Raw genomic sequence first — 25533 nt, 5'->3', positions numbered from 1 at the left:
CCGAGGCGTGTCAGCCCACGCCTACTTCAACCACGCGACTTTTGGCAGTCGCCCATGCGACCGAAATCTGCCGGATGTAAACAGCTCAACTGTGGGAGGGGGCTTGCTCCCGATAGCGGAGTGTCAGTCAACTGATTTATTTAGCTGATCCACCGTCATCGGGAGCAAGCCCCCTCCCACGTTCAGACCGAGGCGTGTCAGCCCAGACCTATTTCCACCACTCCAGCATTCAACCGCACCGGCCACACCCGCAAACGCTGATGCGGTGCTTCCAGGCATTGGCCGTCGTGCAAACGGTAATGCTGCTTGTAGATCGGTGCAGCCACCACCAGGTCGCCCTTGATGCTGCCGACCAGCCCACGACCAATCACATTCGCACCGGATTCCGGGTCGTGGTTGTCGATGGCGTACAGCGTCTGGTCCTGGGCGCCGGGCAGGTAGAACAGCGCGACTTGGGCGCCGTCCAGCCACACCACCACGCCGGAATTACTCACCAGGTCGGTCTCGTTGCACACGCTTTTCCAGGTGGCAAGGTTGCGCTGCGTGTTGGACTGGCTCATCAGGCAAGCTCCTCGGTGACGGGAATCAGGTTGAGTTCGGCGGCCATGATCGGCCGACGCTGGCCGCGTTCCTGGACAAAGTGGATGTCCGGGTCGGGGCGTTTGTCGTTGACGAAGGTGCGGAAGCGCTTGAGTTTTTCCGGGTCCTTGAGGGCGTTGGCCCACTCGCATTCATAGCGGTCGACCACCAGTTGCATCTGCGCTTCAAGCTCGGCGCCCAGGCCCAGGCTGTCGTGCAGGATCACGTCCTTGAGAAAATCCAGGCCGCCTTCCAGGCTTTCGCGCCAGACCGAGGTGCGTTGCAACTTGTCGGCGGTGCGGATGTAGAACATCAGGAAGCGGTCGATGTACTGGATCAGCGTGGCGTCATCCAGGTCGGTGGCGAACAGTTCGGCGTGGCGTGGGCGCATACCGCCGTTGCCGGCGATGTAGAGATTCCAGCCCTTCTCGGTGGCGATCACGCCCACGTCCTTGCTCTGCGCCTCGGCGCATTCGCGGGTGCAGCCGGACACCGCGAACTTGAGCTTGTGTGGCGAACGCAGGCCCTTGTAGCGGTCCTCGATCAGCAGCGCCATTTTCACGCTGTCCTGCACACCGTAGCGGCACCAGGTGCTGCCCACGCAGGACTTCACCGTGCGCGTGGACTTGCCGTAGGCGTGGCCGGTTTCAAACCCGGCCGCGATCAGCTCGGCCCAGATGTCCGGCAGCTCGTGCAGTTGCGCACCGAACAGGTCAATACGCTGGCCGCCGGTGATCTTGGTGTAGAGGTCGTACTTCTTCGCCACTTCGCCAATCACGATCAGTTTGTCGGCAGTGATCTCGCCGCCCGGAATACGCGGCACCACCGAGTAGGTGCCGTTCTTCTGCATGTTGGCCATGAAGGTATCGTTGGTGTCCTGCAACGGCACCAGGGATGCGTCCATGATCGGCTGGTTCCAGCACGAGGCCAGGATCGACCCCACCGCCGGTTTGCACACATCGCAACCGGTGTGGCCACGGCCGTGTTTGGCCAGCAGTTCTTCGAAGGTGGTCACCCCTTCCACGCGCACCAGGGCATACAACTCCTGGCGGGTATAGGCGAAATGTTCGCACAGGCTCTTGTCGACGCTGACCCCACGGACAATCAGCTCGTGCTCGAACACCTGCTTGAGCAACCCGGCGCAGCCACCGCAACCGGTGCAGGCCTTGGTCTGCGATTTGAGCAGGCCGAGGTCGCTGCAACCGGCGTCGATGGCCGAGCAGATCGCACCCTTGTTGACGTTGTGGCACGAGCACACCGTGGCCGAGTCCGGCAAGGCGCCTGGGCCGAGGGTCGGTGCGCCGCTGGACGATGGCAGGATCAGGCTGGCCGGTTCGGCCGGCAGCGCGATGCTGTTCTGCATGTATTGCAGCAAGGTGTCGTAGTAGCTGTTGTCGCCGACCAGCACCGCGCCGATCACGTGTTTGCCGCTCGCATCCACCACCAGGCGCCGATAGCTGGCGGTCGCCTCGTCGATGAACTGGTAGCTGCGCGCACCCGGTGTATGGGCGTGGGCGTCGCCGATGGAGCCCACGTCCACGCCCAGCAGCTTGAGCTTGGTGGACATGTCGGCGCCGACAAACGGCTCAGCGGTGTGCTCGCACAACAGCGCGGCGACGCCACGGGCCATCTGGTAACCCGGCGCAACCAAGCCGAACAGACTGCCGTTCCAGGAGGCACATTCGCCAATCGCGTAGATATGCGGGTCGCAGCTCAAGCACTCGTCGTTGATCACCACGCCGCCGCGCGGGCCAATGTCCAGGCCGGCCTGGCGGGCCAGGGCGTCCTGGGCGCGGATACCGGCGGAGAACACGATCAGGTCGGTTTCAAGGAATTCGTCATTGGCAAAGTTCATGCGGTAGCGGTACTGCTCGCCGGCACTGATCGATTGAGTGGCGCGGGACAGATGCACACCGACGCCCAGCCGCTCGATCTGGGCCTTGAGCGCCAGACCGCCAAAATCGTCCAGCTGCACCGGCATCAGGCGCGGTGCGAACTCCACCACATGGGCTTCCAGGCCCAGGCTTTTCAGGGCGTTGGCGGCTTCCAGGCCGAGCAGGCCACCGCCCACCACCACACCACGGCGCGCATTGGCGGCAGCGGTGCGAATGGCGTCGAGGTCTTCAAGGGTGCGATACACCAGCCGCGAGTCGCCTTCAGCGCCCTCGATCGGCGGCACGAACGGATAGGAACCGGTGGCCAGCACCAGCTTGTCGTAGCCCACGCAGCCCTGGGCGGTGATCACTTCACAGCGTTCGCGGTCGATCTCCAGCACCGGTACACCCAGGTGCAGGGTGACACCCGGCGTCTGGTACAACGCGGCGTCGGACAACGCCAGCGACTCGGCATCGCGGCCGGTGAAGTATTCGGACAGATGCACGCGGTCATAGGCACGCATCGGCTCTTCGCTGAACACGTGCAGCCGGTAGTGATCCAACGCGCCGCGTTCGATCAGTTGCTCCACGCAATGGTGGCCGACCATGCCATTGCCGACGACGATCAGGGTTTTCATCTGTTTGTTCATATCAAGCACCCGACAACGTTCATCACGGTTTAAAAAGCAAAAAAAAACGCCTGAAACCTTACGGTTCCAGGCGTCTTTGCCTGTTCTTATGCGGGATCGGATCGGCGACTGCGCCGGATCTACCGCTTTATGCCCCTGTTGTCGATCGTCGTTGACCGAGGTGGGTTGAGGGGGAGCTTGCAGGGTCTGTGCCAATTGGCCGCAAGCGAGCACTCACGGCGGCGACAGGCAATCAACTGCACAATGCACACCCAATTTCGCCTCCAACTGGTGCGCCTTGCTTCAAAAAAGCGCACGTTCAAAGGATCACAAATGCTTCTATGGTGAGGGGGACTGTTGTGGCGAGCGGGCTTGCCCCGCGTTGGGTGGCGAAGCCGCCCCATTACTGCCACTGCTTGCTTCCTGTAAGGACTGAGGTGCCTGGGTTTGGGGCTGCTGCGCAGCCCAACGCGGGGCAAGCCCGCTCGCCACAATTAACCTGTGCTTAAGAAATTGGCGCGTGACTTGCTAGGAACACATACAGAGCAGTCAACGCTGATTGCCCATTCACGACAAAGGCGCCGTGCAATCCCCGTTTCCAACGGAGGGTTGCAGGGCGCTTTTTTGTTGGCGGGCAGAAAAAGTTTCGAGGGTTACGGATGGCAAACCAAAGCGTACGCAGTGTGTGTCCCTATTGTGGTGTGGGCTGCGGCATCATCATGCAGGTCGAGCACAACAAGGTGGTCAAGGTCATCGGCGACAAGGCCCACCCCACCAACTTCGGCCGCCTGTGCACCAAAGGCACCACCTGCGGGCAGGCCATCGCCGAGTCCGGGCGGATGGAGAACGCCTACCTGCGCGAGAAGCGTGACCACGACCCGGTGCGCATCGCCATGGACACCGCAATCAGCGAAACCGCCGGGCGCCTGCGCGGCATCCTCGACAGCCACGGGCCGGATGCCTTGTCCTTTTATGTGTCCGGGCAAATGTCCCTGGAAGCCCAGTACCTGATCAATAAGTTGGCCAAGGGCTTTGTGCGCACCAACAACGTCGAGTCCAACTCGCGGCTGTGCATGGCCAGCGCCGGCAGCGGCTACAAGCTGTCCCTCGGTTCCGACGGGCCGCCGGGCTCCTATGAAGACTTCGACCGCGCCGACCTGTTCTTCGTGATCGGCGCCAATATGGCCGACTGTCACCCGATCCTGTTCCTGCGCATGATGGACCGGGTCAAGGCCGGGGCGAAGCTGATCGTGGTCGACCCACGGCGCAGCGCCACGGCGGACAAGGCCGGCCTGTACCTGCCGATCAAACCCGGCACCGACCTCGCCCTGCTCAATGGCCTGTTGCACCTGCTGGTCAAGAAAGGCCACACCGACCCGGCCTTTATTGCCGCGTTCACCGAGGGCTGGGAGGCCATGCCCGGCTTCCTCGAGGACTACCCGCCGCACACCGTCGCCGACATCACCGGCCTGGCCGAAGCGGATATCCGCCAGGCCGCCGACTGGATCGGCCAAGCCGCCGAGTGGATGAGCTGCTGGACCATGGGCCTCAACCAAAGCACCCACGGCACCTGGAACACCAACGCCCTGTGCAACCTGCACCTGGCCACCGGCGCCATCTGCCGCCCCGGCAGCGGGCCGTTTTCCCTCACCGGCCAACCCAATGCCATGGGCGGCCGTGAGATGGGCTACATGGGCCCTGGCCTGCCGGGGCAACGCTCGGTGCTGGTGGAGGCCGACCGCGCATTTATCGAAGACCTCTGGCAGATCCCCGCAGGCAGCCTGCCGCGCCAGGTTGGCAGCGGCACCGTGGCGCTGTTCGAGCAGATGAGTGCCGGGCAGATCAAGGCCTGCTGGATCATCTGCACCAACCCGGTGGCCAGCGCGCCCAATCGCCGCAAGGTCATCGAAGGCCTGCAAGCCGCCGAACTGGTGATCACCCAGGATGCCTTCCTCGACACCGAGACCAACCGCTACGCCGACATTCTGCTGCCCGGCGCGCTGTGGGCCGAGGCCGAAGGGGTGATGATCAACTCCGAACGCAACCTGACCCTGATGCAAAAAGCCGTCGAACCACCGGGCGAGACCTTGCCCGACTGGCAAATCATCGCCAGGGTGGCCTGCGAGATGGGCTTTGCCGAAGCCTTCACCTATGCCAGCGCCGCCGAGGTCTTCGACGAGATCAAGCGCGCCTGGAACCCCAAGACCGGCTATGACATTCGCGGCGCCAGCCATGAACGGCTGCGCGAGCAACCGCTGCAATGGCCCTGCTCTTCAGACGCGGGCGCGGACCGCAACCCGATCCGCTACCTGGATACAGGCACGCTCAGATTCGCCACCGAAAACGGCAAGGGCCAGTTCCTGGCACGCCCGCATAGGCCGCCGGCAGAGATGCCCGACGCAGCCTTCCCTTTCGTGCTCAACACCGGCCGTTTGCAGCACCAGTGGCACACCCTGACCAAGACCGGCAAGGTCGCCACGCTGAACAAACTCAACCCCGGCCCCTTCGTCGAACTGCACCCCGAAGACGCCGCCAGCCTGGGCATCAAGGACAAGGACCGCGTGGAGGTGCGCTCCCAACGCGGGCGTGCCGTACTGCCTGCGGTGGTCACCGACCGCGTGCGCCCGGGCAACTGTTTTGCGCCTTTCCACTGGAATGATGTATTTGGCGAAAACCTGGCGATCAACGCGGTGACCAACGACGCGGTCGATCCGATTTCCCTGCAACCCGAGTTCAAGTTCTGTGCCGTGGCCCTGGCCCGGGTCGAGTTGATCGATCACCAGTTTCTCGATAGACCGGCCACGAATGACCTTTCCCCCTTAGCAGAGGACCTCGCCATGTCGCGCCTCGACGCCTTCGCCGATATCGCCGGCCTCCGTAACGTGCCAGCGCCGCCACTGAGCGACAGCGAGCGTACTTACCTCGCAGGTTTCCTCAGCGGTCTGCGCTCCGACGCCGGGCGCCAGGCCGCCGGTGTACCGGTGATGCCAAGCAATGCGCCGCTGGCCAAGGACACCCGACTGTGGCTGGACGGTTTGCTCGGCGGGCTGTTCAGCCGTGCAGAAGCCAGCGCCGTCGCAGCACCGCCCTCCCCGGCCGTCACCCTGTTATGGGCCTCGCAGACCGGTAACGCTGAAGCCCTGGCCGAGCGATTCGCCAAGCGCCTGCGCGACGCCGGTATCAGCGTGGAACTCAGCGCGATGGCGGACTTCCCGCCCAGCAAACTGGCGAGCACGCAAAACCTGGCGCTGATCAGCAGCACCTTCGGCGACGGCGACCCGCCCGACAATGGCGAAGGTTTCTGGCACAGCCTCAGCACCGCCGAGATCCGCCTGGAGTCGCTGCGCTTTGCGGTACTGGCCCTGGGCGATCCGAATTACGACCAGTTCTGCAAGCACGGCAAACGCCTTGACCAGCGCCTGCTGGAGCTGGGCGCGACCCGCCTGCTGGAGCGCGTGGATTGCGACACCGAATTCGAAGAACGCGCCTATGCCTGGCTGGCACAGCTGCAACAGACCCTCAACCCGGCCAAGCCCGCGACGCTCGCCCCACCCGCCACCCCGGCGGGCAAAACCAAGCTGCATGGCTCACGGCTGCTGCTCAACCGGCACCTGAACCCGCAGAGCACCCACAAGGAAACCCGCCAGTTCGCTCTGGACCTGACCGACTCCGGGCTGAGCTATGAAGCCGGTGATGCCCTGGGAGTGATGCCGCGCAACTGCCCGGAACTGGTCAGCGAACTGCTCGACCTGACGCGCCTGGATGCCAGTGCCTGCGTGAACATCGACACCTTCGGCGATGTACCGCTGCACCAGGCATTGACCCAGCGTTTCGAAATCGCCCGGCCCAGCAGCGACACCTTGGCCTTTATCGCCGAGCGCAGTGCCAACCCAGGCCTTAAACGCCTGCTGAGCCCTGAGCACAAGGCCCAACTGCAGGATTGGCTGTGGGGCCGGCAACTGGTGGATGTGCTGCACGAGTACCCCATCGATTGCTCGGCGGACGAACTGCTCGGCACCCTCAAGCGCCTGCAACCACGTTTGTATTCAATCGCCTCCAGCGCCAAAGCCTACCCGCAGGAAGTGCACCTCACCGTGGCTGCCGTGCGCTATGGCAAGCGCAAGGGCGTGTCCTCGACCTTCCTCGCCGACCGCGCCGCAGACAGTGAGGTGCCGTTGTTCGTGCAGCCGTCCAAACACTTCCGCACACCCGCCGACGGCGCTGTGCCGATGATCATGATCGGCCCTGGCACCGGCGTGGCGCCATTTCGCGCGTTTTTGCAGGAGCGTCGGGCTCTGGGGCATCAGGGCCGCAACTGGCTGTTCTTTGGCGAGCAACACGCGGCCAGCGACTTCTACTACCAGGATGAACTGCAATCCATGCAGCGCGACGGCCTGCTCACCCACCTGAGCCTGGCGTTCTCCCGCGACCAGGCGCAAAAGATCTACGTACAGGACCGCATCCGCGAACAAGGTGCCGAGCTGTGGCGCTGGCTGCAGGACGGCGCGCAGCTGTATATCTGCGGGGATGCCAGCCACATGGCCAAGGACGTCGACCAGGCGTTGCGCCAGGTCGCGCAAACCCACGGCGGGCTTGGCGTTGAGGGCGCGATGGAGTACTGGCGCCAGTTGAGCGAACAGAAGCGTTACCTGCGTGATGTCTACTGATTGGATACAGAACAATAAGCACTTTGTATTGTGTACAAAAAACCCTAAAGATTTACCAGCATGGGGCCGAAACAGCGGTGATAGCAAATCGCCGCGCTGTTTTTCCTGAGCCGACGATTTGACCACCCTCTGCGCTGATGGTCGTCTCGATGAAAATAAAAAATAAGCTGGTGCTGGCATTTGTCTCTGTAGCGTTTATTCCGGTAAGCCTGGTGGCCGTGATCTCCGTGATGAACACACGGACCCAGGCGGTGGATCAGTTTATCGACGGCAGCACCCGGGAAATCCGCCAGATCGATGGCAATATTCGCCAGTTCTTCGACGGCACGCTGCAGAACGTCGATCAAATGGCGACCGATCCTGTATACACCTCCGTGGACACGCTGAAGAACTACCAGCCCGCCGACGCCGCCAGCCAGCCGATGCCGGCGATGGCGCAAGACGTGATCAACCGCTTTGCACGCTTTGGCGCCACGCACCCGGCCGCCGCCATCCTGTCCATCGGCCTGGAAGACGGTACCTACGTCAAATGGCCGGATGATCCGCAACTGGCCAAGTACGACCCACGCACACGCCCCTGGTACAAGGCCGCGATGGCCAGCCCCGGCAAGACCGTGCGCACGCCGGCTTACTACTACGACAAAGACGATGTGGCGCTGGTGGGCACTGCCCGGGCGTTGCTGGATAGCGCCGGCAAAGCCAAGGGCGTGTTCGTGGTCAGCGTGTCGCTGAAGAACCTCACCGAGCTGGTCAAGAGCATCAAGCTCGGCGAAAGCGGCTACGTGATGCTGATCGAAGACGGCGTGGTGCTGGTCGACCCGCGCGACGCCGCCCACAGCTTCAAGCCGCTCAAGGACCTGGGTGCCGCCTATGCGCACCTGGCCGAGACCTCCCAGGGCTCTACCGAAGTGGAAATCAACGGCGTGCGCTACATGGCCAACGTATGGACCTCCCCCGGCCTGGGCTGGCGCTATATCGGCCTGATCGAACACCGCGAAGTCATGGCCGAAGCCACGCGCATGACCTACCTCACCGCCATCATCGTCGGCGTGCTGGTGCTGATCTTCGGCGTGCTCGCCGCGGCGTTTTCCAAAGTGATCGTCAAGCCTATCGGCCAGGTCAGCAGCGGTTTGCAGTCGATTGCCGAGGGTGAAGGCGACCTGCGCCACGCACTGCAGGTGCAGGGCAAGGATGAAACCGCCGAACTCGCCGGCTGGTTCAACAAGTTCCTCGCCGCCATCCGCCAATTGATCCAGCACATCGGCGCGGCCTCGGCCAATTTGCACAACGCCTCCAAGGTCAACAGCGAAGTGGCGCACAACATGAACGAAGCCGCCGGGCGCCAGCGCGAGGCGGTGGAACTGGTGTCCACCGCATTCAACGAAATGGTCGCCACCGCCAACGAAGTCGCGCGCTCCTGCAGCAGTGCGGCAGAGTCGGCGGAGAACGGCCATCGCCGCGTGGCCGAGGGCAAACAACAGATCGAAGTCACCACCGATAACGTCAACCGCCTGGGCCGCCGCTTGACCGAGTCGTCCGACGCCATGGTTGAGCTGGAGGCCGGCAGCCGCAGCATCAACCAGATTATCGGCACCATCCGCGCGATTGCCGAACAGACCAACCTGCTGGCACTCAACGCCGCCATCGAGGCCGCCCGTGCCGGCGACCAGGGCCGTGGTTTTGCCGTGGTCGCCGACGAGGTGCGCGCGTTGGCCAAACGCACCTCCGACTCCACCGGCGAGATCGAGCACCTGCTCGGCACCCTGGAAAACAAGACCCAGGAAGTCACGCAAAAAATGGGCAGTTGCCTCGACCTGTCACGGGCCAGTGTGTCGTCCATCGAAAGCGCGCGGGACAGCTTTGAAGGCATCCAGCTGTCGGTCAACGAGATCCGCGACCAGAACCTGCAAATCTCCGCCGCCGCCGAGGAACAACACAGCGTGGCCGAAGAGATCAACCGGCATATCCAGCAGATCTACGACGAAGCGCGGCTGGTGGAAAGCCTGGCCAACTCGGCGCAGGACGATTCGGGGCGCCTGTCGAATCTGTCGGATGAGTTGAATGGCCTGGTGGGGCGCTTCAAGTCCTGATGATTGTCGCCATCTGATACCCATGCTCTGATAGGCGCAGACGGCCTCCCCAGCAACCGTCGAGCCTCGCCAGGGCTCGACAGCTACGCAGTGGCTGCGGGTGAAGCCATCCAGTCCAGAAAAGCTCGAAGCCGCGTGGTGAAGTTTTCCATCGTGGCGCCAGGGTTCCTGGCCTCAAAGAGAAAGAATGCAATGTGAGTGACCCGCTGCGGATACCCCCGGACGAACATCGCCACATGCTCTTCGAGGGTCTGCGGCCATGTCGACGCCTCTTTCGAGCGCAGTACATGAGTGGACCTGATCAGCTTGCGTGAAGCTTCGCGCTGCAAGCGAAGCCGCTGCGTCTCGGTATCGGCGCACGCGATGCGCGTGAGGTAGGTGCTCAATACGGCATGGAAATCGCCATTTACCGCCAGCGCGATGTCACGGGACGGCCGAAACCGCTCGAAACGCACTGATAGATCTTCGCCCCACACACAGCGGCACTGGTGCTTGAGCCAGAAGCCCCAACTGTTGCGATTTTCAGCCGCCAGCACCTGCGCACGGTGGCCGATATCGAAATCTATCTTGGTGACATGGGGATGCCGCTTCTCCAGTGCACAGCGGACGTCCTCCAGTTGCGCCAATAGATCCGTCGTTGCCGGCTCGCGTAGTATCAGGGTGAGGTCGAGGTCGGAAACACCCGCAGTGGCGTCGCCCCTTGCGACACTGCCATAGAGATAGATGCCGTCCAGGCCCAGATATTCCTGGGAAAGCGAAGCGCATACCTCCGTCAGCAATGGCTGGTATTCACGCTGCACGGGGGTGTCGGCGACGGTGAGGATAAATCCGTCCGCGTCGATGCCTGTAGAAAGGGTATTCATGGGCGATGCACCTCAATCACCAGCCCCTCCTCCTCACTCGGCACGCAGAAATGCTGGGTGATCAGCTCAAACTCGGCATCGGTCGCCGCAAAATCGTGGTCGCCCCGGGCATTGCGCGCATGCAGCCTTGCGCGGCAGGTGGCGTCGTCCAGTTCGAGGTAATGCAGGCGGTGCGGCACCTCGGCGGCTTGCGCCAGCCCCAGCAGCCATTCGCGATTGGCCAGGGTGTTGGCCGGAAAATCCAGCACCACGTTGACGCCGGATTCAAGCAGGCTGACCACCAGCGGCCCCACCACCCCGCGAATCCGCTGGGCACAGCGCAGGTAGTCGGCGATCGAGAGGATTTCACCGGCGTACAACTGGGCGAGCCAGGTGTCTTCGCTGAGCAGGATGGCTGCGTGTTCGGCCACCAGGGTCTTGGCCAGTGTTGACTTGCCCGAGGCGATCTTGCCGCACAGCAGGTGCAGGGTTGGCATGGGGACAGCTCCTTATGTCAGGCCTTGAGCATGCCAGCTTTCCGGCTGACGCTTAATATTTCGACACGAATTATGCTGAACTATCTGACACGTAAGGCGTTCATTTCCTATGCGCAGCCCCGACCAGGGGCGTTGTACAACAAGGAGCCGCCTTACCATGACAACCCTTCCCGCCTACCGATACACGCCGGGGCCGCTGCATGCGACCTTGCTGGCCGGCACCGTGCCGCTGTTTCTTGGTGCCTTGCTCAGCGACATTGCCTACACCCAAACCTACCAGATTCAATGGGCCAACTTTGCGTCCTGGTTGATTGCCGGTGCTCTGGTTTTCTGTGGGCTCGCGTTCCTGTTTGCGCTGGTCAACCTGCTTCGCGCCGAGCGCAAGGCGGGGCAACCCACGCGGTATGTCCTGCTGCTGTTAGCCACCTGGGTATTAGGGCTGGTCAATGCCTTTCAACATGCCAAGGATGCCTACGCCTCAATGCCTGCCGGGCTGATCATGTCGGCCATCGTCTTGCTGCTGACACTGGCGGCCACCTGGACCGGCCTGCGCTCAGGAGGTGCCAAATGAAAACGTCCCACACACTGAGCGTATTGAGCGCCGCGCTGTTGCTGAGCGCCTGCGGCGGCGAAGGTGACAAGACCCAGGCCCGTGGCCCCGACCCCAAGTTGCCGGAGCAGCAAAGCAGCCTGTTGCCGAGCATGAAGATCGCCGAGCCCACCCCGTGGGGCGATCAGAAACCCAAGGTGCCCGAAGGCTACAGCGTCACGGCCATCGCCACCGACCTCGCCATCCCGCGCCAGACCCTGGTGCTGCCCAACGGCGACATCCTCATCGCCGAAGGCCGTGGCGGCAGCGCAGCCAAGCTCAAGCCCAAGGATGTGATCGCCAGCCTGATCAAGGCCGAAGGCAACACCAAGGTCAAGGGCGGCAACCGCCTGACACTGCTGCGCGATGCCGACGGTGACGGCACCTACGAGTTGAAGACGGTGTTCGCCGATAACCTCAACGCGCCTTACGGCCTGGCGTTTGCCGACGGCAAGCTCTACGTGGCCAACCAGGATGCGCTGGTGCGTTTCGACTACACCGATGGCCAGACCAAGGCCAGCGGCGCGCCGGTGAAAGTCACCGACCTGCCCGCGCAGATTAACCATCACTGGACCAAATCCCTGGCGGTGAGTGCCGATGGGCGCCAGCTCTACGTCGGTATCGGCTCCAACAGCAACGTCACCGAACGTGGCATGGAAGTGGAAATCGACCGCGCGATGGTCTGGCAGATCGACGCTGCGACCGGCGCGCACAAACCCTATGCCACTGGCCTGCGCAACCCCACGGCGCTGACCATTCAACCCGACTCCGGGCAACTGTGGACGGTGGTCAACGAACGCGACGAACTGGGTCCCGACCTGGTGCCCGACTACCTGACCTCGGTGAAAGAAGGCGCGTTCTACGGCTGGCCCTACAGCTATTGGGGCCAGAACGTCGACCCGCGCGCGCAACCGCAGAACCCGGCCAAAGTCGCCGCCGCGATCAAGCCGGATTACAGCCTCGGTTCCCACGTGGCCGCACTCGGCGTGGATTTCTCCATCCCGGCCATGGGCGAGCAATTTGCCGACGGCGTATTCGTCGGCGAGCACGGCAGCTGGAACCGCGACAATCCTGTGGGCTACAAGGTGATCTTCGTGCCGTTCAGCAATGGCAAGCCATCCGGTGAGCCGATAGATTTCGCCAGCGGTTTTCGCGGTGACGACGGCAAGACCCGTGGGCGCCCGGTGGGGGTGACGGTCGACCCGAAAGGCGCGCTGATCATCGCCGATGACCTGGCCAATACCGTGTGGCGGGTGACGCGGAACCCATAGCGGCACATGACAGGGGCGGTGTCGCCCCTGTCAGCCCTCATCCTGCAATTGCACCTCCAGCCAGTCGAGCAATGCCGTGATCTCGGCTCGACTGCCTCCTCCCTGCTGCCTATACACCGAAATGGCCTCCGGCAAATGCACGCTCTCGGTACAGGGCCTGACCAGCGCCCCCGTTTCAATCAACTTGGTCGCGGTACGCCGCCAGCCCATGGCAACACCGTGCCCCTCCACCGCAGCCTGCAACATCAGCGGGTAACTGTCGAAGGTGACTCCACGCGTATCCCCGGCCACGGCCTGGCCGAATACCTGCAACCAGCGGTCCCACTCCATCAAGTGCGGAGGATGGGAGCTGTGGTGCAACAAGGTGCACGCCTGCAACCCCGCGAGCGATAGTGGTTTTTTCGTGCGCAGGTAGGCAGGGCTGCACACCGGGAACACTTCGTCAGCCGCGGTGAACATCAGCGGATGGGCGCCACTGGCGCGCCCGGTACTTTGCAAGGCCACGTCGAAATGGTCGGTGAACTCGGTCAGGGGACGGGTGGAGGTCACCACCTGGATTTCGATATGCGGGTATTGCTGGTGGAACGTCGACAGGCGCGGCATCAGCCAATAAAACGCTTCGCACAACTGGCACAGCAGCACCACGCGATGACTGTGCGGTGACACCCGCAGGCTGGCGGCACTTTCACTGATGCTGCGCAGCGCCTCGCCGACCACCCTGCCCAGTTCCCGCCCCTCTTGGGTCAGGAACACCGCTCGGTTGCGCCGACTGAAAAGCTTCACGCCCAGGTTGTCTTCCAGCCCGCGAATCTGGCGGCTGATGGCGGCCTGGGTGATGTGCAGCTCATCGGCAGCCTTGGAGAAACTGCCCAGGCGTGCCGCCGCTTCAAACGGCAACAGACTGGCCAGGGGCGGTAGGGTCTTGCCGAGCGTATTCATAATCTGAGGTTATACATTCAGGGCCGAGAACTCGTTTGTAGCACACCCACCCGACTGGGCACCATGGATCCATTACCTGAATGGATGCCCCACATGAACGCTGCACAGACCTCCATTGCCGTCGGCGTACTGCTCGCGGTTGTTGCGACATTGGGCTGGGCGTTGAACTTCATCACGCCCTACGTCACCGGCGACTACAGCCTCTATGACTTGATGGCCGTACGATTTCTGGTCGCCGGCATATTGGGTGTCATGGGGGTGATCCTATGCCGGGCACAGTTGCACATGCTCGGGCCCGGCCAGCGATGCCTCGCCGCAGCGCTCGGGGCGTTGGGGTGCCTGGGCTACGGCGTGTGCATCGCCGCAGGCGTGATGTTCGGCGGGCCGGTCATGACCCCGGCGTTTGTCGGCACGGTGCCGGTGTTGTTGGCCCTGGTGGGTAACGCCAGCACCAGGACCGTGCCGTGGCGCCGGCTGGCAGCCCCCTTGTCATGCCTGACGGTGGGCCTCTTGCTGTCGAACATCAGCAGCGTTCATCAACCTTCATTGGATACAAACGCCTGGTGGGCGGGGCTCTTTTTTTCCCTGAGTGCAGTTGTTCTCTGGTTGTGGTTCAGCGTGATCAACCAACGGCAACTGACACACCTTGCGGCGCAGGCAACCGGCCTTTGGACCGCACTGATGATGGTGGGCAGCGGTGTCGCCACCCTGTGCCTGCTGCCGTTCATCCATGAGCTTGGCGTGTTCAAGCTGCCGACGCTCGGCTTCGGCCTTTCCCAGGCAGGCCCGCTCTATGCCTGGAGCCTGGTGATCGCGGTGATGTCCACCATGGTCGGCGCCTGGGCCTGGAACGCCGCGACCCGACGCCTGCCAATGGTGCTCAGCGGCCAATTGATCGCCCTCGAATCACTCTTCGCCACCCTGCTCGGCCTGGGGTTCCACGGGCGCTGGCCCACGCTCATGGAAGCCGCGGGCCTGGGCGCGGTGCTGATCGGCGTGGTCATGGCGATTCGGATCATATTGACGAGCCCTCGGGCGACGGCCTGCCCGCCCCCCAACAGCAGCAACTGACCGACGGAAGAGGAGCCCACCTTGAGTTTCGGCCAGCAATTGGTCAGCCAGACCTGGGCACGCGCGTTGTAGAAAAGGCGCTTGAAGGAATGGGTCTCGACACAACGTTATGGGTGATTCGACGGACCTGTGGCGAGCGGGCTTGTCCCGCGTTGGGCTGCGCAGCAGCCCCTAAACCAGGCGCAGCGGAGTGTCTGATGCACCGCATTCGTCTTTATTAGGGGCGCTTCGCACCCCAACGCGGGACAAGCCCGCTCGCCACAGAGGTAGTGAGGTCTGGGTTTACAGGTCAGTGATTTCCTTGTGGCGCGGCACCAGCGTCTTCATCACGCTCCAGGCCACCAGGTACGCCAGCGCGCAGATCGCGAACATGATCATGTAGCCGGTGTGAATGTCATTGATGGACTTGTAGTAGTCGAACACCCAGCCGCCGATCTTGGTCATCACCACGCCGCCGATACCGCCGGCCATGCCGCCAATGCCGACCACCGAGGCCACGGTTTTCTGCGGGAACATGTCGGACACGGTGGTGAAGATGTTGCACGACCACGCCTGGTGCGCCGAGGCACCCACGCCGATCAGCAATACCGGCACCCAGAAGCTGATGTAGCCCAACGGCTGCGCCAGCAACACCACCAACGGGAACAGCGCGATCACCAGCATGGCTTTCATGCGGCCGTCATAGGGTGCGTCGCCACGGGCCATGAAGTAGCTGGGGAACCAGCCGCCGCCGATGCTGCCGACCATGGTCATGCTGTACAGCACGGCCAGGGGCATGACGATATCGGCGCCTTTCATGCCGTATTGCGCCGACAGGTAGGTGGGCAGCCAGAACAGGAAGAACCACCACACGCCGTCAGTCATGAACTTGCCAAAGGCAAACGCCCAGGTCTGGCGGTAGGTGAGCAACTTGAACCACGAGACTTTCTTCGCCGCCGCACCTGCGGGGGCCGCAGTCAACGGCTGCGCGCTCTGGTCGCTGCGGATATAGGCCAGCTCTTCGGCCGACAGGCGTTTTTGCTGCTCCGGCTTTTCATACACCGCCGCCCACACCGCCACCCACACAAAGCCCAGCATGCCGATGACCATAAAGGCCGCTTCCCAGCCCCACATCCCGGCGATCAGTGGCACACAGATCGGCGCCAGGATCGCGCCGACGTTGGCGCCGGAGTTGAAGATCCCGGTGGCCAGCGAGCGTTCTTTCTTGGGGAAATACTCGGCGGTGGCCTTGATCGCAATCGGGAAGTTACCCGCCTCGCCAATCGCCAGCACCGCACGGGACAACATGAAGCCGGCGATGGACACCGGGATCACCGCCAGGCCGATCGCACCGCTGAGCGCGGCGATGCCCTCGCCCATCGGCACCGAGAACGCATGCATGATGGCGCCGGTAGACCAGATCGCAATCGCGATCACGTAGGCGGCCTTGGTGCCGATCTTGTCGACAAACCGACCGGCGAAGAGCATGGAAATCGCATACACAAACTGGAACACCGCCGCGATATTGGCGTAATCGGTGTTGCTCCAGCCAAATTGCGTCGACAACTGCGGCGCGAGCAGGCTGAGCACCTGACGGTCGAGGTAGTTGACGGTGGTCGCGAAAAACAACATCGCGCAGATGGTCCAGCGATAGCTGCCTACCGCTTGGCCAACGCGCTGGGCGTTGATGGGCTCGATCAAGTTCATGGCATCACTTTTTATTTTTGTTAGGTAGGACATATGTAACGTCATATGTCGTCGTACAACTGTGGCTTTTATATCGGGCTACCTACCCGCTGTCAATGTGAAAAGTTACGGCTTTTGCAGGCTATCCGACGGATGTGAAAAGTGTCAGGTGCGGCTAGGTTGTAGGACGACAAACGCGCATGACCCGGCTCGGCGCTTTGCCGGGCACATCATCGAGTACACCGAACGGCTGCATGCCGACCTTCTCCAGCACGCGGATCGACGCCGCGTGGTCAGGGCGCACCAGGCCGAACACTTCCGGCAATCCGAGGGTGTCAAACGCCAGCGCCAGGGCATCGCGTGCCAACTCAGTGGCGTAGCCCTGCCCCCAGGCCTCCACCGCGAAGCGGTAGCCCAGGTTGATGCGCGGTTGCGTGAGGTAGTTGAGCGGCGCAATACCGCCGAAGCCGATGATGCAGTCCGGGGCTTGCTGATGGGCAATTGCCCACCAGCCATAGCCGTGGGTGGCCCACTGTGCGATCCACTGGTCGAGCAAGCGCTGGGCAGCGGACAGACTGGGCATGGGGCCCGAGGGATTGAAGAGGTTGGTCTGCGGGTCGCCGAAGATCGCGAACAATCGCTGTACGTCACTCGGGAGTGGCTGACGGTAGATAAGACGCGAGGTGGTAGCCGGCATCGGGATCATTCCTCTTTAGAACTGTGGCAAGCCCGCTCGCCACAGGGTAGGTGCTCACCCCGAAAACCCAGGCGATTGCTGGCAAACTGCGCCCCAAGCAAAAAAACGCAAATAGTGGTGAATTATTTCATGTCCGCTTGTATCTGAACTGACAGAGCGGTGCCATTGCAACGATGGCACCTCCCCTGTTCTGTTTTAGAGTGGTCCGCATGAAATTACGTAAGAAAGGCGTCAAGCCCATCGGTTTGAAAGACATCACCATTGTTGACGATGCCAAGATGCGCAAGGCGATCACCGCCGCCGCACTGGGTAACGCCATGGAATGGTTCGACTTTGGTGTCTACGGGTTTGTCGCCTATGTATTGGGCAAGGTGTTCTTCCCCGACGCCTCCCCCAGCGTACAAATGATCGCGGCACTGGGGACCTTCTCCGTGCCGTTCCTGATTCGTCCCCTGGGCGGCCTGTTCTTCGGCGCGCTGGGCGATAAATACGGACGCCAGAAAGTCCTCGCCGCGACCATTGTGATCATGTCGCTGAGCACCTTCGCCATCGGCCTGATTCCCGGATACGCCTCCATCGGCATCTGGGCGCCGATCCTGTTGCTGCTGTGCAAAATGGCCCAAGGCTTCTCGGTGGGCGGTGAATACACCGGCGCCTCGATCTTCGTCGCCGAATATGCGCCGGACCGCAAGCGCGGCTTCCTCGGCAGTTGGCTGGACTTCGACTCCATCGCCGGTTTCGTGCTCGGTGCCGGCGTCGTGGTGCTGATCTCCAGCGTGCTGGGCGAAGCCGACTTCGAGGCCTGGGGCTGGCGCCTGCCGTTCTTCCTGGCCCTGCCCCTGGGCATGATCGGCCTCTACCTGCGCCATGCGCTGGAAGAAACCCCGGCGTTCCAACAGCATGTCGAAAAGCTCGAACAGGGAGACCGCGAAGGCCTGACCCATGGCCCGAAAGTGTCGTTCAAGGAGATCGCCACCAAGCACTGGCGCAGCCTGCTGACCTGCATCGGGATCGTCGCGGCCACCAACGTGACCTACTACATGCTGCTCACCTACATGCCCAGCTACCTGTCGCATAACCTGCACTACAAAGAAAACAGCGGCGTACTGATCATCATCGCGATCATGGTCGGCATGTTGTTCGTGCAGCCGTTCATCGGTTTTGTCAGCGACAAGATCGGCCGCAAGCCCTTCATCATCGCCGGCAGCATCGGCCTGCTGTTCCTGTCCATCCCGGCATTCATGCTGATCACCAGCGGCAAGATCGGCCTGATCTTCGCCGGCTTGCTGATCCTGGCCATCGTGCTTAACTTCTTCATCGGCGTCATGGCCTCCACACTGCCGGCGATGTTCCCCACGCACCTGCGCTACAGCGCGTTGGCCAGTGCGTTCAACGTTTCGGTACTGATCGCCGGTGTCACCCCCACCGTCGTGGCCTGGCTGGTGGAGAGCACCAACGACCTGTACATGCCCGCCTACTACCTGATGGTGTTTGCGGTGGTCGGCCTGATCACCGGCCTGACCATGAAGGAAACCGCCAACAAACCCCTGCGCGGCGCAGCACCGGCGGCGTCGGATATGGCCGAAGCGAAGGAATTGCTGCAGGAGCATCACGACAATATCGAGCAGAAAATCGAAGACATCGACGCCGAAATTGCCGAACTGGAAGCCAAGCGCCAGAACCTGGTGCAGCAGCATCCGCGTATCAATTAAGACCTGACCAAGCGTGGCGGCAAGGGCCGCCACGCCAGTGGAGTGTTCAACCATGCTTCCAAGCTTCACCGCCGCACACGCGTTACTCAGCGCCGACGAACGCGCTGCCATCGCCGAAATCGAAGCCACCACCAGCATCCTGCAATTGGTCACCCGCCTGACGGGCATGCGCTTTGCTGGCATCGCCAAGTTCACAGACCTGGAATGGATCGTCTGCTCGGTGCACGACACTGCCGACATGGGTATTCACGTCGATGACGTGCTCGACCTGGAAACCACCCTGTGCAGCGAGTTCTGTATCAACCCCCAGACCTTGTTCATCCCGCATGTCAGCGACAATGGCCGCTTCGCCTCACGCCCGGTGGTCAAGCAATACGCCATCGAGAGCTACGCCGGCGCGCCGATCTTCCTGCCTGACGGCCGCCTGTTCGGCGCACTGTGTGCGCTGGATTCCCGGGCAATGCTGTTTGACGACCCCAACCTGCCGGAAACCCTCAGCCTGTTTGCGCGGCTGATCGGCTGCATCTTCTACGCTAACTTGACGCCCGCGGATCAGTGACAGGCGCCTTGCCGCGCAGCGCGGCCATATCACGCTTGGGCGGCACGCCAAACAACCGGCTGTACTCGCGGCTGAACTGCGACGGGCTTTCATAGCCGACCTTGAACGCCGCGCTGGACACGTCCCGGTGCTCGTTCAACATCAAGCGCCGCGCCTCGTTGAGGCGCAGCCACTTCTGATACTGCAACGGGCTCATCGCCGTGAGTTGACGAAAGTGATGGTGAAAGGTCGCCGCGCTCATCTGCACGCGCGCGGCCAGTTCTTCCACGCGCAGAGGCACGTCGTAATTGAGCTTGAGCCAATCGATCGCCCGCGCAATCCGATAACCCTGCCCGTCCACGGAACAGATCTGGCGCAATCGGCCGGCCTGGTCGCTCTGCAACAGCCGGAAGTGAATCTCGCGCTGGATCAAGGGCGCGAGCACCGGTATCGCTTCGGGCTCATCAAGCAATTCAACCAGGCGCGCAAATGACGCGAGCATGGCGCCGGTCACGACACCAATCCCCACGCCTTTCATCACCGCCCGCTCCCGCGTTGGCGGCAACGCCCCCTGGGCGATCAGTTCGGCGAGGATGCGCAGGTCCAGCTTGAAGGTCAGGCCCAGGCACGGGCGAGTCGGGCTGGCCACCAGCACTTCAGAATTGGCCGGTATATCCAGCGACGTGACCAGGAATCGTGCCGTGTCATACGGGTACCCCTCGCCGCCGACCCACAACCGCTTCTCACCCTGGGCAACCAGCACGATGCTCGGCTCGACCATGCACACCACGGGTGTCGCGGGCTGCTCACGCCGATAAAAGCCCAGGCCGGGGATGGGCATGGGGTAGTCGCCGGGTAAGCAGACCCTTGAGCCGATGGCGTGGACCAGCGCGTCCAGGGGCGTTTGATTGATCTTCATAAAGGGCCCTTTTCTCTGATCGCTGGACTTTACCCCGACCGGCCCGCTTGCGTCCCCGGCAACCCGACAGACTCAGAGGATCAGGCAAGTAATCCAGTGGAACGCACTACAGAACCCTGGGCCACGCCGGGAAAATGTGCCGTCCCCCTTCTCAAGGATCCATCCATGAAAAGCCTCTTGCTCACCCTGAGTCTGCTGGTGATTTCGTTCTCTTCTCTGGGAGCCGACATGTCCAACGGTGCAAACAACTTCTACACAAGCGACAAGGTGACCGTCGAAAAAGTCACCTTCAACAATCAATACGGCATGCCGGTGGCGGGCAACCTGTTCGTGCCCAAACAGCTCGCCCCGGCCTCGAAAAATGCCGCGCTGATCGTCGGCCACCCGATGGGGGCCGTCAAAGAACAGAGCGCCAACCTCTACGCCACCAAAATGGCCGAACAGGGCTTTGTCACTTTGTCGCTGGACCTGTCGTTCTGGGGCGAAAGCGCAGGCCAGCCGCGCAATGCGGTGCTACCCGACCTCTACGCCGAAGACTTCAGCGCCGCCGTGGACTTCCTCGGCACCCGGCCGCTGGTCGATCGTGAGCGCATCGGCGTGATCGGCATCTGCGGCAGCGGCAGCTTTGCCATCGCGGCGGCCAAGATCGACCCACGCCTCAAGGCCATCGCCACGGTCAGCATGTACGACATGGGCGCCGCCAACCGCAACGGCCTCAAGCACGGCATGACAGCGGAGCAACGCCGGCAGGTGCTGGTGCAGGCGGCCAACCAGCGTTACGTGGAATTCCAGGGCGGCGAGACCCTATACACCAGCGGCACGCCGCTCAAGCTGACCGGCAACCCGATTGGCGATGAGTTTTTCGATTTCTACCGCACACCGCGAGGCGAAGTCACACCGGCCGGCGCCTCGCCGCAGACCACCACCATGCCCACGCTGACCAGCAACGTGAAGTTCATGAACTTCTACCCGTTCAACGACATCGAGACGATTTCGCCTCGCCCGCTGTTGCTGATTGCCGGTGCCGATGCGCACTCCCGCGAGTTCAGCGAAGACGCCTACAACCGGGCCGCCGAGCCCAAGGAGCTGGTGATCATCCCGAATGCCGGCCACGTGGACCTCTACGACCGGGTCAACCTGATCCCCTTCGCCAAGCTCACCAGCTTCTTTAAAAGCAACTTGAAGTAATCTCGATAAATCCTCACGCGCCCCGCTGGGGCATAGGCTTTGGTTCAACGCTGAACGCCCAGCAGATAGGGCTGTTGTGGCGAGCGGGCTTGTCCCGCGTTGGGGTGCGAAGCGCCCCTGATGAAGACGAATGCGGTGTATCAGACACTTCTCTGCGCCTGGTTTTGGGGCTGCTACGCAGCCCAACGCGGGGCAAGCCCGCTCGCCACAGGAAGCAGATGCAGGAGTGGAGCGAGTACGGCGACAGCGTTCCGGTGAAGCCGTTCTCCAGCGCGAATAACGCCCGCTGACAACCTAATTATTCGGCCTAGACAGCCGATACCCAGGCATACCCCTTACTTGCAGCGACGTCCTGCGGGAAATATGCCCAACTCTCTCGCCCCCATTGTGCGCAAGCTCTCCAATCGCACCAGCCTGTCGCTGGCACGTACATCGCTGTTCAATTTCGTGGCCTTGCTGGCCCTGGTCTTTGCGGCCGCCGCCTACTCCCTGGTTTACCTTGCGCACGAACTGGACCATTCCGAACAGGAAGAAAGCGCGTTCTATACCCGCAAAGCCGTGCAGTCCCTGGAAAAATCCCTGCGGGTGACCGTCAAGGACTACGCCTTCTGGAGCGATGCCTACACGCATCTGCACATGAAGGTGGACACCGATTGGGCCTACGCGCGTGGCAATGTCGGGGCCACGTTGTATCAGGACTTCGGTTTTCAAGGCCTGTTTGTGGTCGACGACGACAATCGCACGGTTTACTCGGTGATCCAGGGCGAGCTGCAAAACATCGAACTCTCGCAGTGGCTCGACCAACCCCTGGCCGAGATCATCGAGCAGGCGCGCGCAGGGGCTGAAAACGAAACACCGGTCACGGCCTTCATCAACGTACACGGCAGTCCCGCGCTGGTGGCCGCCGCCGCGATCACCCCCGGCACTGACCCCACGGTCGAGCCCGATGGCCGGCCAGCCTCGGTATTGATCTTCGTCGACGTCCTCAACAGCGCCAAACTGACGGCGATCGGCGATGAGTTCGGCGTGGGCAAGCTGCACATCGCCACACCCGACGATATCGGCAATACCCTGGTTTTCCCCCTGGGCGATAACGGCGCCGCCGGCAGCCTGCACTGGGAACCTGCGCGACCCGGCCTGCGCTTGATGAGCGTAGGCTTGCCGCTGCTGGGGCTGGCCGCGCTGCTGGTGTGCCTGATGACCTGGGTGATTCTGCGCCGCGCCACTGCCGCCGCCCTCGCCCTGGATGCCAGCCACACCTCACTGCTGGACAGCCAGAACGCCCTGGCCACCAGCGAAGCACGCTTTCGGGATGTGGTGGAGGCAAGTTCCGACTGGGTCTGGGAAATCGATGCCGATTGGCGTTTTACCTACCTGTCGGAACGCTTCGAAAACGTCACCGGCCTGGCCCGGCAAGCCTGGCTCGGGGCCGCGATGAGCGACCTGCTGGACACCGAAGCCGGCCTGCTGTCGCAATGGCTGAGCACCCCAGGTCGGCGCGTGGACGTCAGTGTGCAGTGCCGCTATATCGATGCCCAGGGACAGGAGCGCACCACCCGGCTGTCGGCGCGGGAAATGCCCTGCGGCGGGTTTCGCGGCACGGCCACCGACGTGACTGAAGAAGTCGAAGCACGTCGGCGCATCGAGTACCTGTCTCAACACGACGCCCTGACCGGGCTGCCCAACCGCACACGCCTGCAGGCGTTCCTGGAAGGCAAACTCAAGGCCCTGCCCAGCGCCGAGCAGCCGCTGGTGATGCTCAGCCTCGACCTGGACCGCTTCAAGCCGGTCAATGACCTGCTCGGCCACGCCGCCGGTGACCGGGTGCTCAATCAAGTGTCCGGCCGCCTGGCCGCCTGCGTGCGCCACGGTGACCTGGTGGCCCGTATCGGCGGCGATGAGTTTGTGCTGATCCTCAGCGATGCAGGCAGCCAGGAGGAAGTCGAAAGCCTGTGCCTGCGCTTGATCGAGTCCATCGAGCAGGCAATCAGAATCGACGAACAAGAGGTGTTTATCAGCGCCAGTATCGGCATTGCCATGGCGCCCACCGATGCCCGCGATGCCACCGAACTGCTGCGCTACGCCGATATCGCGCTGTATGAGGCCAAGGCGGCCGGGCGCAATACCTGGCGCTTTTACTCCGGGGAAATGAATACGCGGATCATCGAACGGCGGCGCCTGGAGAGCGATCTGCGCTTTGCGATCAAGCACGCTGAACTGCGCCTGCACTTCCAGCCGCGCTATCGCATCGCCGACGGGCAGATGGTCGGGGCCGAAGCACTGGTGCGCTGGCAGCATCCGGTACGCGGGCTGATCGCCCCGGACACCTTTATTCCGATTGCCGAAGAATCGGGGTTGATTCTGTCGCTGAGTGACTGGGTACTGGAAACCGCTTGCGCATGCGCGGCGCAGTGGCCGGACACGCTGTTCGTCTCGGTGAACCTGTCACCCACCGAGTTCAAGCGCGGCAATCTGGTGGAGCGCGTGCGCCACGCCCTAAACGCCTCGGGTATCGACGCTGCGCGCCTTGAGGTGGAAATGACCGAAAGTGTCATGCTCGAGGACGCCGTCGGTGCGCTTGAGGTGATGCGCACGCTCAAGCAACTGGGCATCCGCATTGCCATGGATGACTTCGGTACCGGCTATTCGTCCCTCAGCTACCTGCGTGCGTTCCCGTTCGACGGCTTGAAAATCGACCGCAGCTTCCTGACCCGGCTGGAGGAAAGCGAGGATGACAAGGCGATTATCCAAGCCATTGTCGGCTTGGGCCGTGCCCTTGCCCTGACGGTAACGGCCGAAGGCATTGAAACCGCTGAACACCTGGCCATGCTCAAAAGCGTGGCGTGTGAGGAAGGCCAAGGCTACTTCCTCAGCCGACCGCTGGATATCGACGCATTCAACAGCTTGCTGGACGACTACTGCGCCGACGTCAGCGGAAAAAATGACTCGGGGTCTTGCCAAACTGTTTCTTGAACATGCTGGTAAACGCACTCGGGCTTTCGTAGCCCAGCTCCAGGGCCACATCGATAATCTTCTGCCCCACCGCGATACGCTCCAATGCCAGCAGCAGCCGCGCCTGCTGGCGCCATTGGCCGAAGGTCATGCCGGTATCCTTGCGGAACAGGCGCTGGATGGTTTTCTGGTCGAGCGCCAGGCGCTCGCTCCAATCCGCCACGGTGGAGGCATCGCCCGGGTCATCCTGCCACGCCAGGCAGATCTGGTTGATACGCGGGTCGGCGGGCTGCGGCAGCGACAGCGGCAACGCCGGCAACAGCGCGAGTTCGTCGAGGATCAGGTGCATGATCCGCGCATCGCGGGAGTCTTCGGCATAGGGCGGTTTCAAGCTCACGGAGGCCTTGATCAGCTCGCTGAGCAACGGCGAGATACTCACCGCCTTGGTCTCGGTCGGCAGGTTGGGGAAGCTGTCGGGGCGAACAAACACGCTGCGCATTTTCAGGGCGCCCACGCAGCGCAGGGAGTGCACGTGCCCGCAGGGTATCCAGAAGCCGCGATTGGGCGGCACCGTCCATTGGTTGTGTGCCGAATGCACCACCATCACGCCTTCGGTGGCGTAGAGTAATTGATGCTTTTCGTGACTGTGCTCGGGTATCACCCAGTTTTCCGGATAATCGGTGGCCGAACTGATGACAGCCCAGTCGCCCTCATCGATCTCCTGCAAAAATTTATCCAGTGACTTGATCATTTCGCCCTTTTTACGATGGTTGCCTCCCGAATTACGCGAGACAGGCATTTTTGCCGAATCTAG

At 62.5% G+C, this 25533-nt stretch carries 18 protein-coding genes and 1 pseudogene; 10 read left to right on the top strand and 9 right to left on the bottom strand.

The window, feature by feature from the left end; all coding sequences use genetic code 11:
• Positions 1-197 precede the first annotated feature (197 nt).
• Together nirD and nirB are read right to left on the bottom strand one after the other, a co-directional pair.
• Positions 198-560: a nitrite reductase small subunit NirD gene (gene nirD / locus FBY10_RS20350; protein ID WP_131696106.1), complete on the bottom strand. Its 363-nt coding sequence runs from the start codon at positions 558-560 to the stop codon at positions 198-200.
• Complete coding sequence (gene nirB, locus FBY10_RS20345) at positions 560-3103, bottom strand: nitrite reductase large subunit NirB (RefSeq protein WP_145337598.1); 2544 nt, start codon at positions 3101-3103, stop codon at positions 560-562. Before nirB ends, nirD begins: the two co-directional genes overlap by 1 nt.
• 638 nt (positions 3104-3741) lie before the next feature.
• On the opposite strand from nirB, the gene FBY10_RS20340 reads away from it, so the two are divergent.
• The 3 genes and pseudogenes from FBY10_RS20340 (at position 3742) to FBY10_RS32215 (ending at position 9839) form a co-directional block, all read left to right on the top strand.
• Positions 3742-7749 (top strand): bifunctional nitrate reductase/sulfite reductase flavoprotein subunit alpha, encoded by a 4008-nt coding sequence (locus tag FBY10_RS20340; protein ID WP_145337597.1) that lies wholly within the window; start codon positions 3742-3744, stop codon positions 7747-7749.
• 137 nt (positions 7750-7886) lie between these two features.
• A pseudogene (locus FBY10_RS32220) lies at positions 7887-8984 on the top strand (cache domain-containing protein); the annotation flags it as partial.
• Positions 8985-9071: 87 nt separating this feature from the next.
• Positions 9072-9839 (top strand): methyl-accepting chemotaxis protein, encoded by a 768-nt coding sequence (locus FBY10_RS32215; RefSeq protein WP_370737674.1) that lies wholly within the window; start codon positions 9072-9074, stop codon positions 9837-9839.
• Positions 9840-9922: 83 nt separating this feature from the next.
• Here the strand turns inward: FBY10_RS32215 and FBY10_RS20330 are convergent, their stop codons facing one another.
• Together FBY10_RS20330 and FBY10_RS20325 are read right to left on the bottom strand one after the other, a co-directional pair.
• Entirely contained in the window at positions 9923-10702 is a 780-nt protein-coding gene (locus tag FBY10_RS20330; protein ID WP_145337596.1) for a nucleotidyltransferase domain-containing protein, read from the bottom strand.
• Positions 10699-11178, bottom strand: a complete 480-nt coding sequence (locus FBY10_RS20325) for an ATP-binding protein (RefSeq protein WP_145337595.1) — start codon at positions 11176-11178, stop codon at positions 10699-10701. Before FBY10_RS20325 ends, FBY10_RS20330 begins: the two co-directional genes overlap by 4 nt.
• A 157-nt stretch (positions 11179-11335) precedes the next feature.
• On the opposite strand from FBY10_RS20325, the gene FBY10_RS20320 reads away from it, so the two are divergent.
• Together FBY10_RS20320 and FBY10_RS20315 are read left to right on the top strand one after the other, a co-directional pair.
• Positions 11336-11749 carry a DUF2231 domain-containing protein gene (locus tag FBY10_RS20320; protein WP_053138898.1) on the top strand — a complete coding sequence of 138 codons (414 nt, stop codon included), beginning with the start codon at positions 11336-11338 and terminating at the stop codon, positions 11747-11749.
• The gene (locus tag FBY10_RS20315; protein WP_145337594.1) at positions 11746-13038 is read left to right on the top strand and encodes a sorbosone dehydrogenase family protein; all 1293 of its coding nucleotides are present in this window, start codon (positions 11746-11748) and stop codon (positions 13036-13038) included. Before FBY10_RS20320 ends, FBY10_RS20315 begins: the two co-directional genes overlap by 4 nt.
• A gap of 30 nt (positions 13039-13068) precedes the next feature.
• On the opposite strand, the gene FBY10_RS20310 is transcribed toward FBY10_RS20315, so the two are convergent.
• On the bottom strand, positions 13069-13977 hold the full coding sequence (locus FBY10_RS20310) for a LysR substrate-binding domain-containing protein (RefSeq protein WP_145337593.1): 909 nt from the start codon (positions 13975-13977) through the stop codon (positions 13069-13071).
• A 93-nt stretch (positions 13978-14070) separates the two neighbouring features.
• Here FBY10_RS20310 and FBY10_RS20305 point away from each other — a divergent pair, with 93 nt between their 5' ends.
• Complete coding sequence (locus tag FBY10_RS20305; RefSeq protein ID WP_145337592.1) at positions 14071-15048, top strand: DMT family transporter; 978 nt, start codon at positions 14071-14073, stop codon at positions 15046-15048.
• Between the two features lie 282 nt (positions 15049-15330).
• Here FBY10_RS20305 and FBY10_RS20300 read toward each other — a convergent pair whose 3' ends face one another.
• Both FBY10_RS20300 and FBY10_RS20295 read right to left on the bottom strand, forming a co-directional pair.
• A complete protein-coding gene (locus FBY10_RS20300) occupies positions 15331-16734 on the bottom strand; it encodes an MFS transporter (protein ID WP_145337591.1) in 1404 nt (467 codons plus the stop codon).
• A gap of 154 nt (positions 16735-16888) precedes the next feature.
• Positions 16889-17410 (bottom strand): GNAT family N-acetyltransferase, encoded by a 522-nt coding sequence (locus FBY10_RS20295; protein ID WP_145337590.1) that lies wholly within the window; start codon positions 17408-17410, stop codon positions 16889-16891.
• Between the two features lie 209 nt (positions 17411-17619).
• Between FBY10_RS20295 and proP the strand changes: the two genes are divergently transcribed.
• Together proP and FBY10_RS20285 are read left to right on the top strand one after the other, a co-directional pair.
• Complete coding sequence (proP, locus tag FBY10_RS20290) at positions 17620-19122, top strand: glycine betaine/L-proline transporter ProP (protein ID WP_145337589.1); 1503 nt, start codon at positions 17620-17622, stop codon at positions 19120-19122.
• A gap of 52 nt (positions 19123-19174) precedes the next feature.
• Positions 19175-19681 (top strand): GAF domain-containing protein, encoded by a 507-nt coding sequence (locus tag FBY10_RS20285; RefSeq protein WP_145337588.1) that lies wholly within the window; start codon positions 19175-19177, stop codon positions 19679-19681.
• Here FBY10_RS20285 and FBY10_RS20280 read toward each other — a convergent pair.
• Positions 19656-20579, bottom strand: a complete 924-nt coding sequence (locus FBY10_RS20280; protein WP_145337587.1) for an AraC family transcriptional regulator — start codon at positions 20577-20579, stop codon at positions 19656-19658. The two genes, FBY10_RS20285 and FBY10_RS20280, sit on opposite strands and share 26 nt — an antisense overlap.
• 165 nt (positions 20580-20744) lie before the next feature.
• On the opposite strand from FBY10_RS20280, the gene FBY10_RS20275 reads away from it, so the two are divergent.
• Both FBY10_RS20275 and FBY10_RS20265 read left to right on the top strand, forming a co-directional pair.
• The gene (locus tag FBY10_RS20275) at positions 20745-21767 is read left to right on the top strand and encodes an alpha/beta hydrolase (protein WP_145337586.1); all 1023 of its coding nucleotides are present in this window, start codon (positions 20745-20747) and stop codon (positions 21765-21767) included.
• 363 nt (positions 21768-22130) lie between these two features.
• A complete protein-coding gene (locus FBY10_RS20265) occupies positions 22131-24740 on the top strand; it encodes an EAL domain-containing protein (protein ID WP_145337585.1) in 2610 nt (869 codons plus the stop codon).
• Here FBY10_RS20265 and FBY10_RS20260 read toward each other — a convergent pair.
• A complete protein-coding gene (locus FBY10_RS20260; RefSeq protein ID WP_131696091.1) occupies positions 24697-25518 on the bottom strand; it encodes a helix-turn-helix domain-containing protein in 822 nt (273 codons plus the stop codon). The two genes, FBY10_RS20265 and FBY10_RS20260, sit on opposite strands and share 44 nt — an antisense overlap.
• Between the last annotated feature and the right edge of the window lie 15 nt (positions 25519-25533).

Origin of the sequence: Pseudomonas sp. SJZ103 (assembly GCF_007828335.1) — a bacterium.
Classification (GTDB): domain Bacteria; phylum Pseudomonadota; class Gammaproteobacteria; order Pseudomonadales; family Pseudomonadaceae; genus Aquipseudomonas.
Note: the sequence above shows the minus strand (reverse complement) of the source record. Positions and strands in the feature narration are given on the sequence as shown.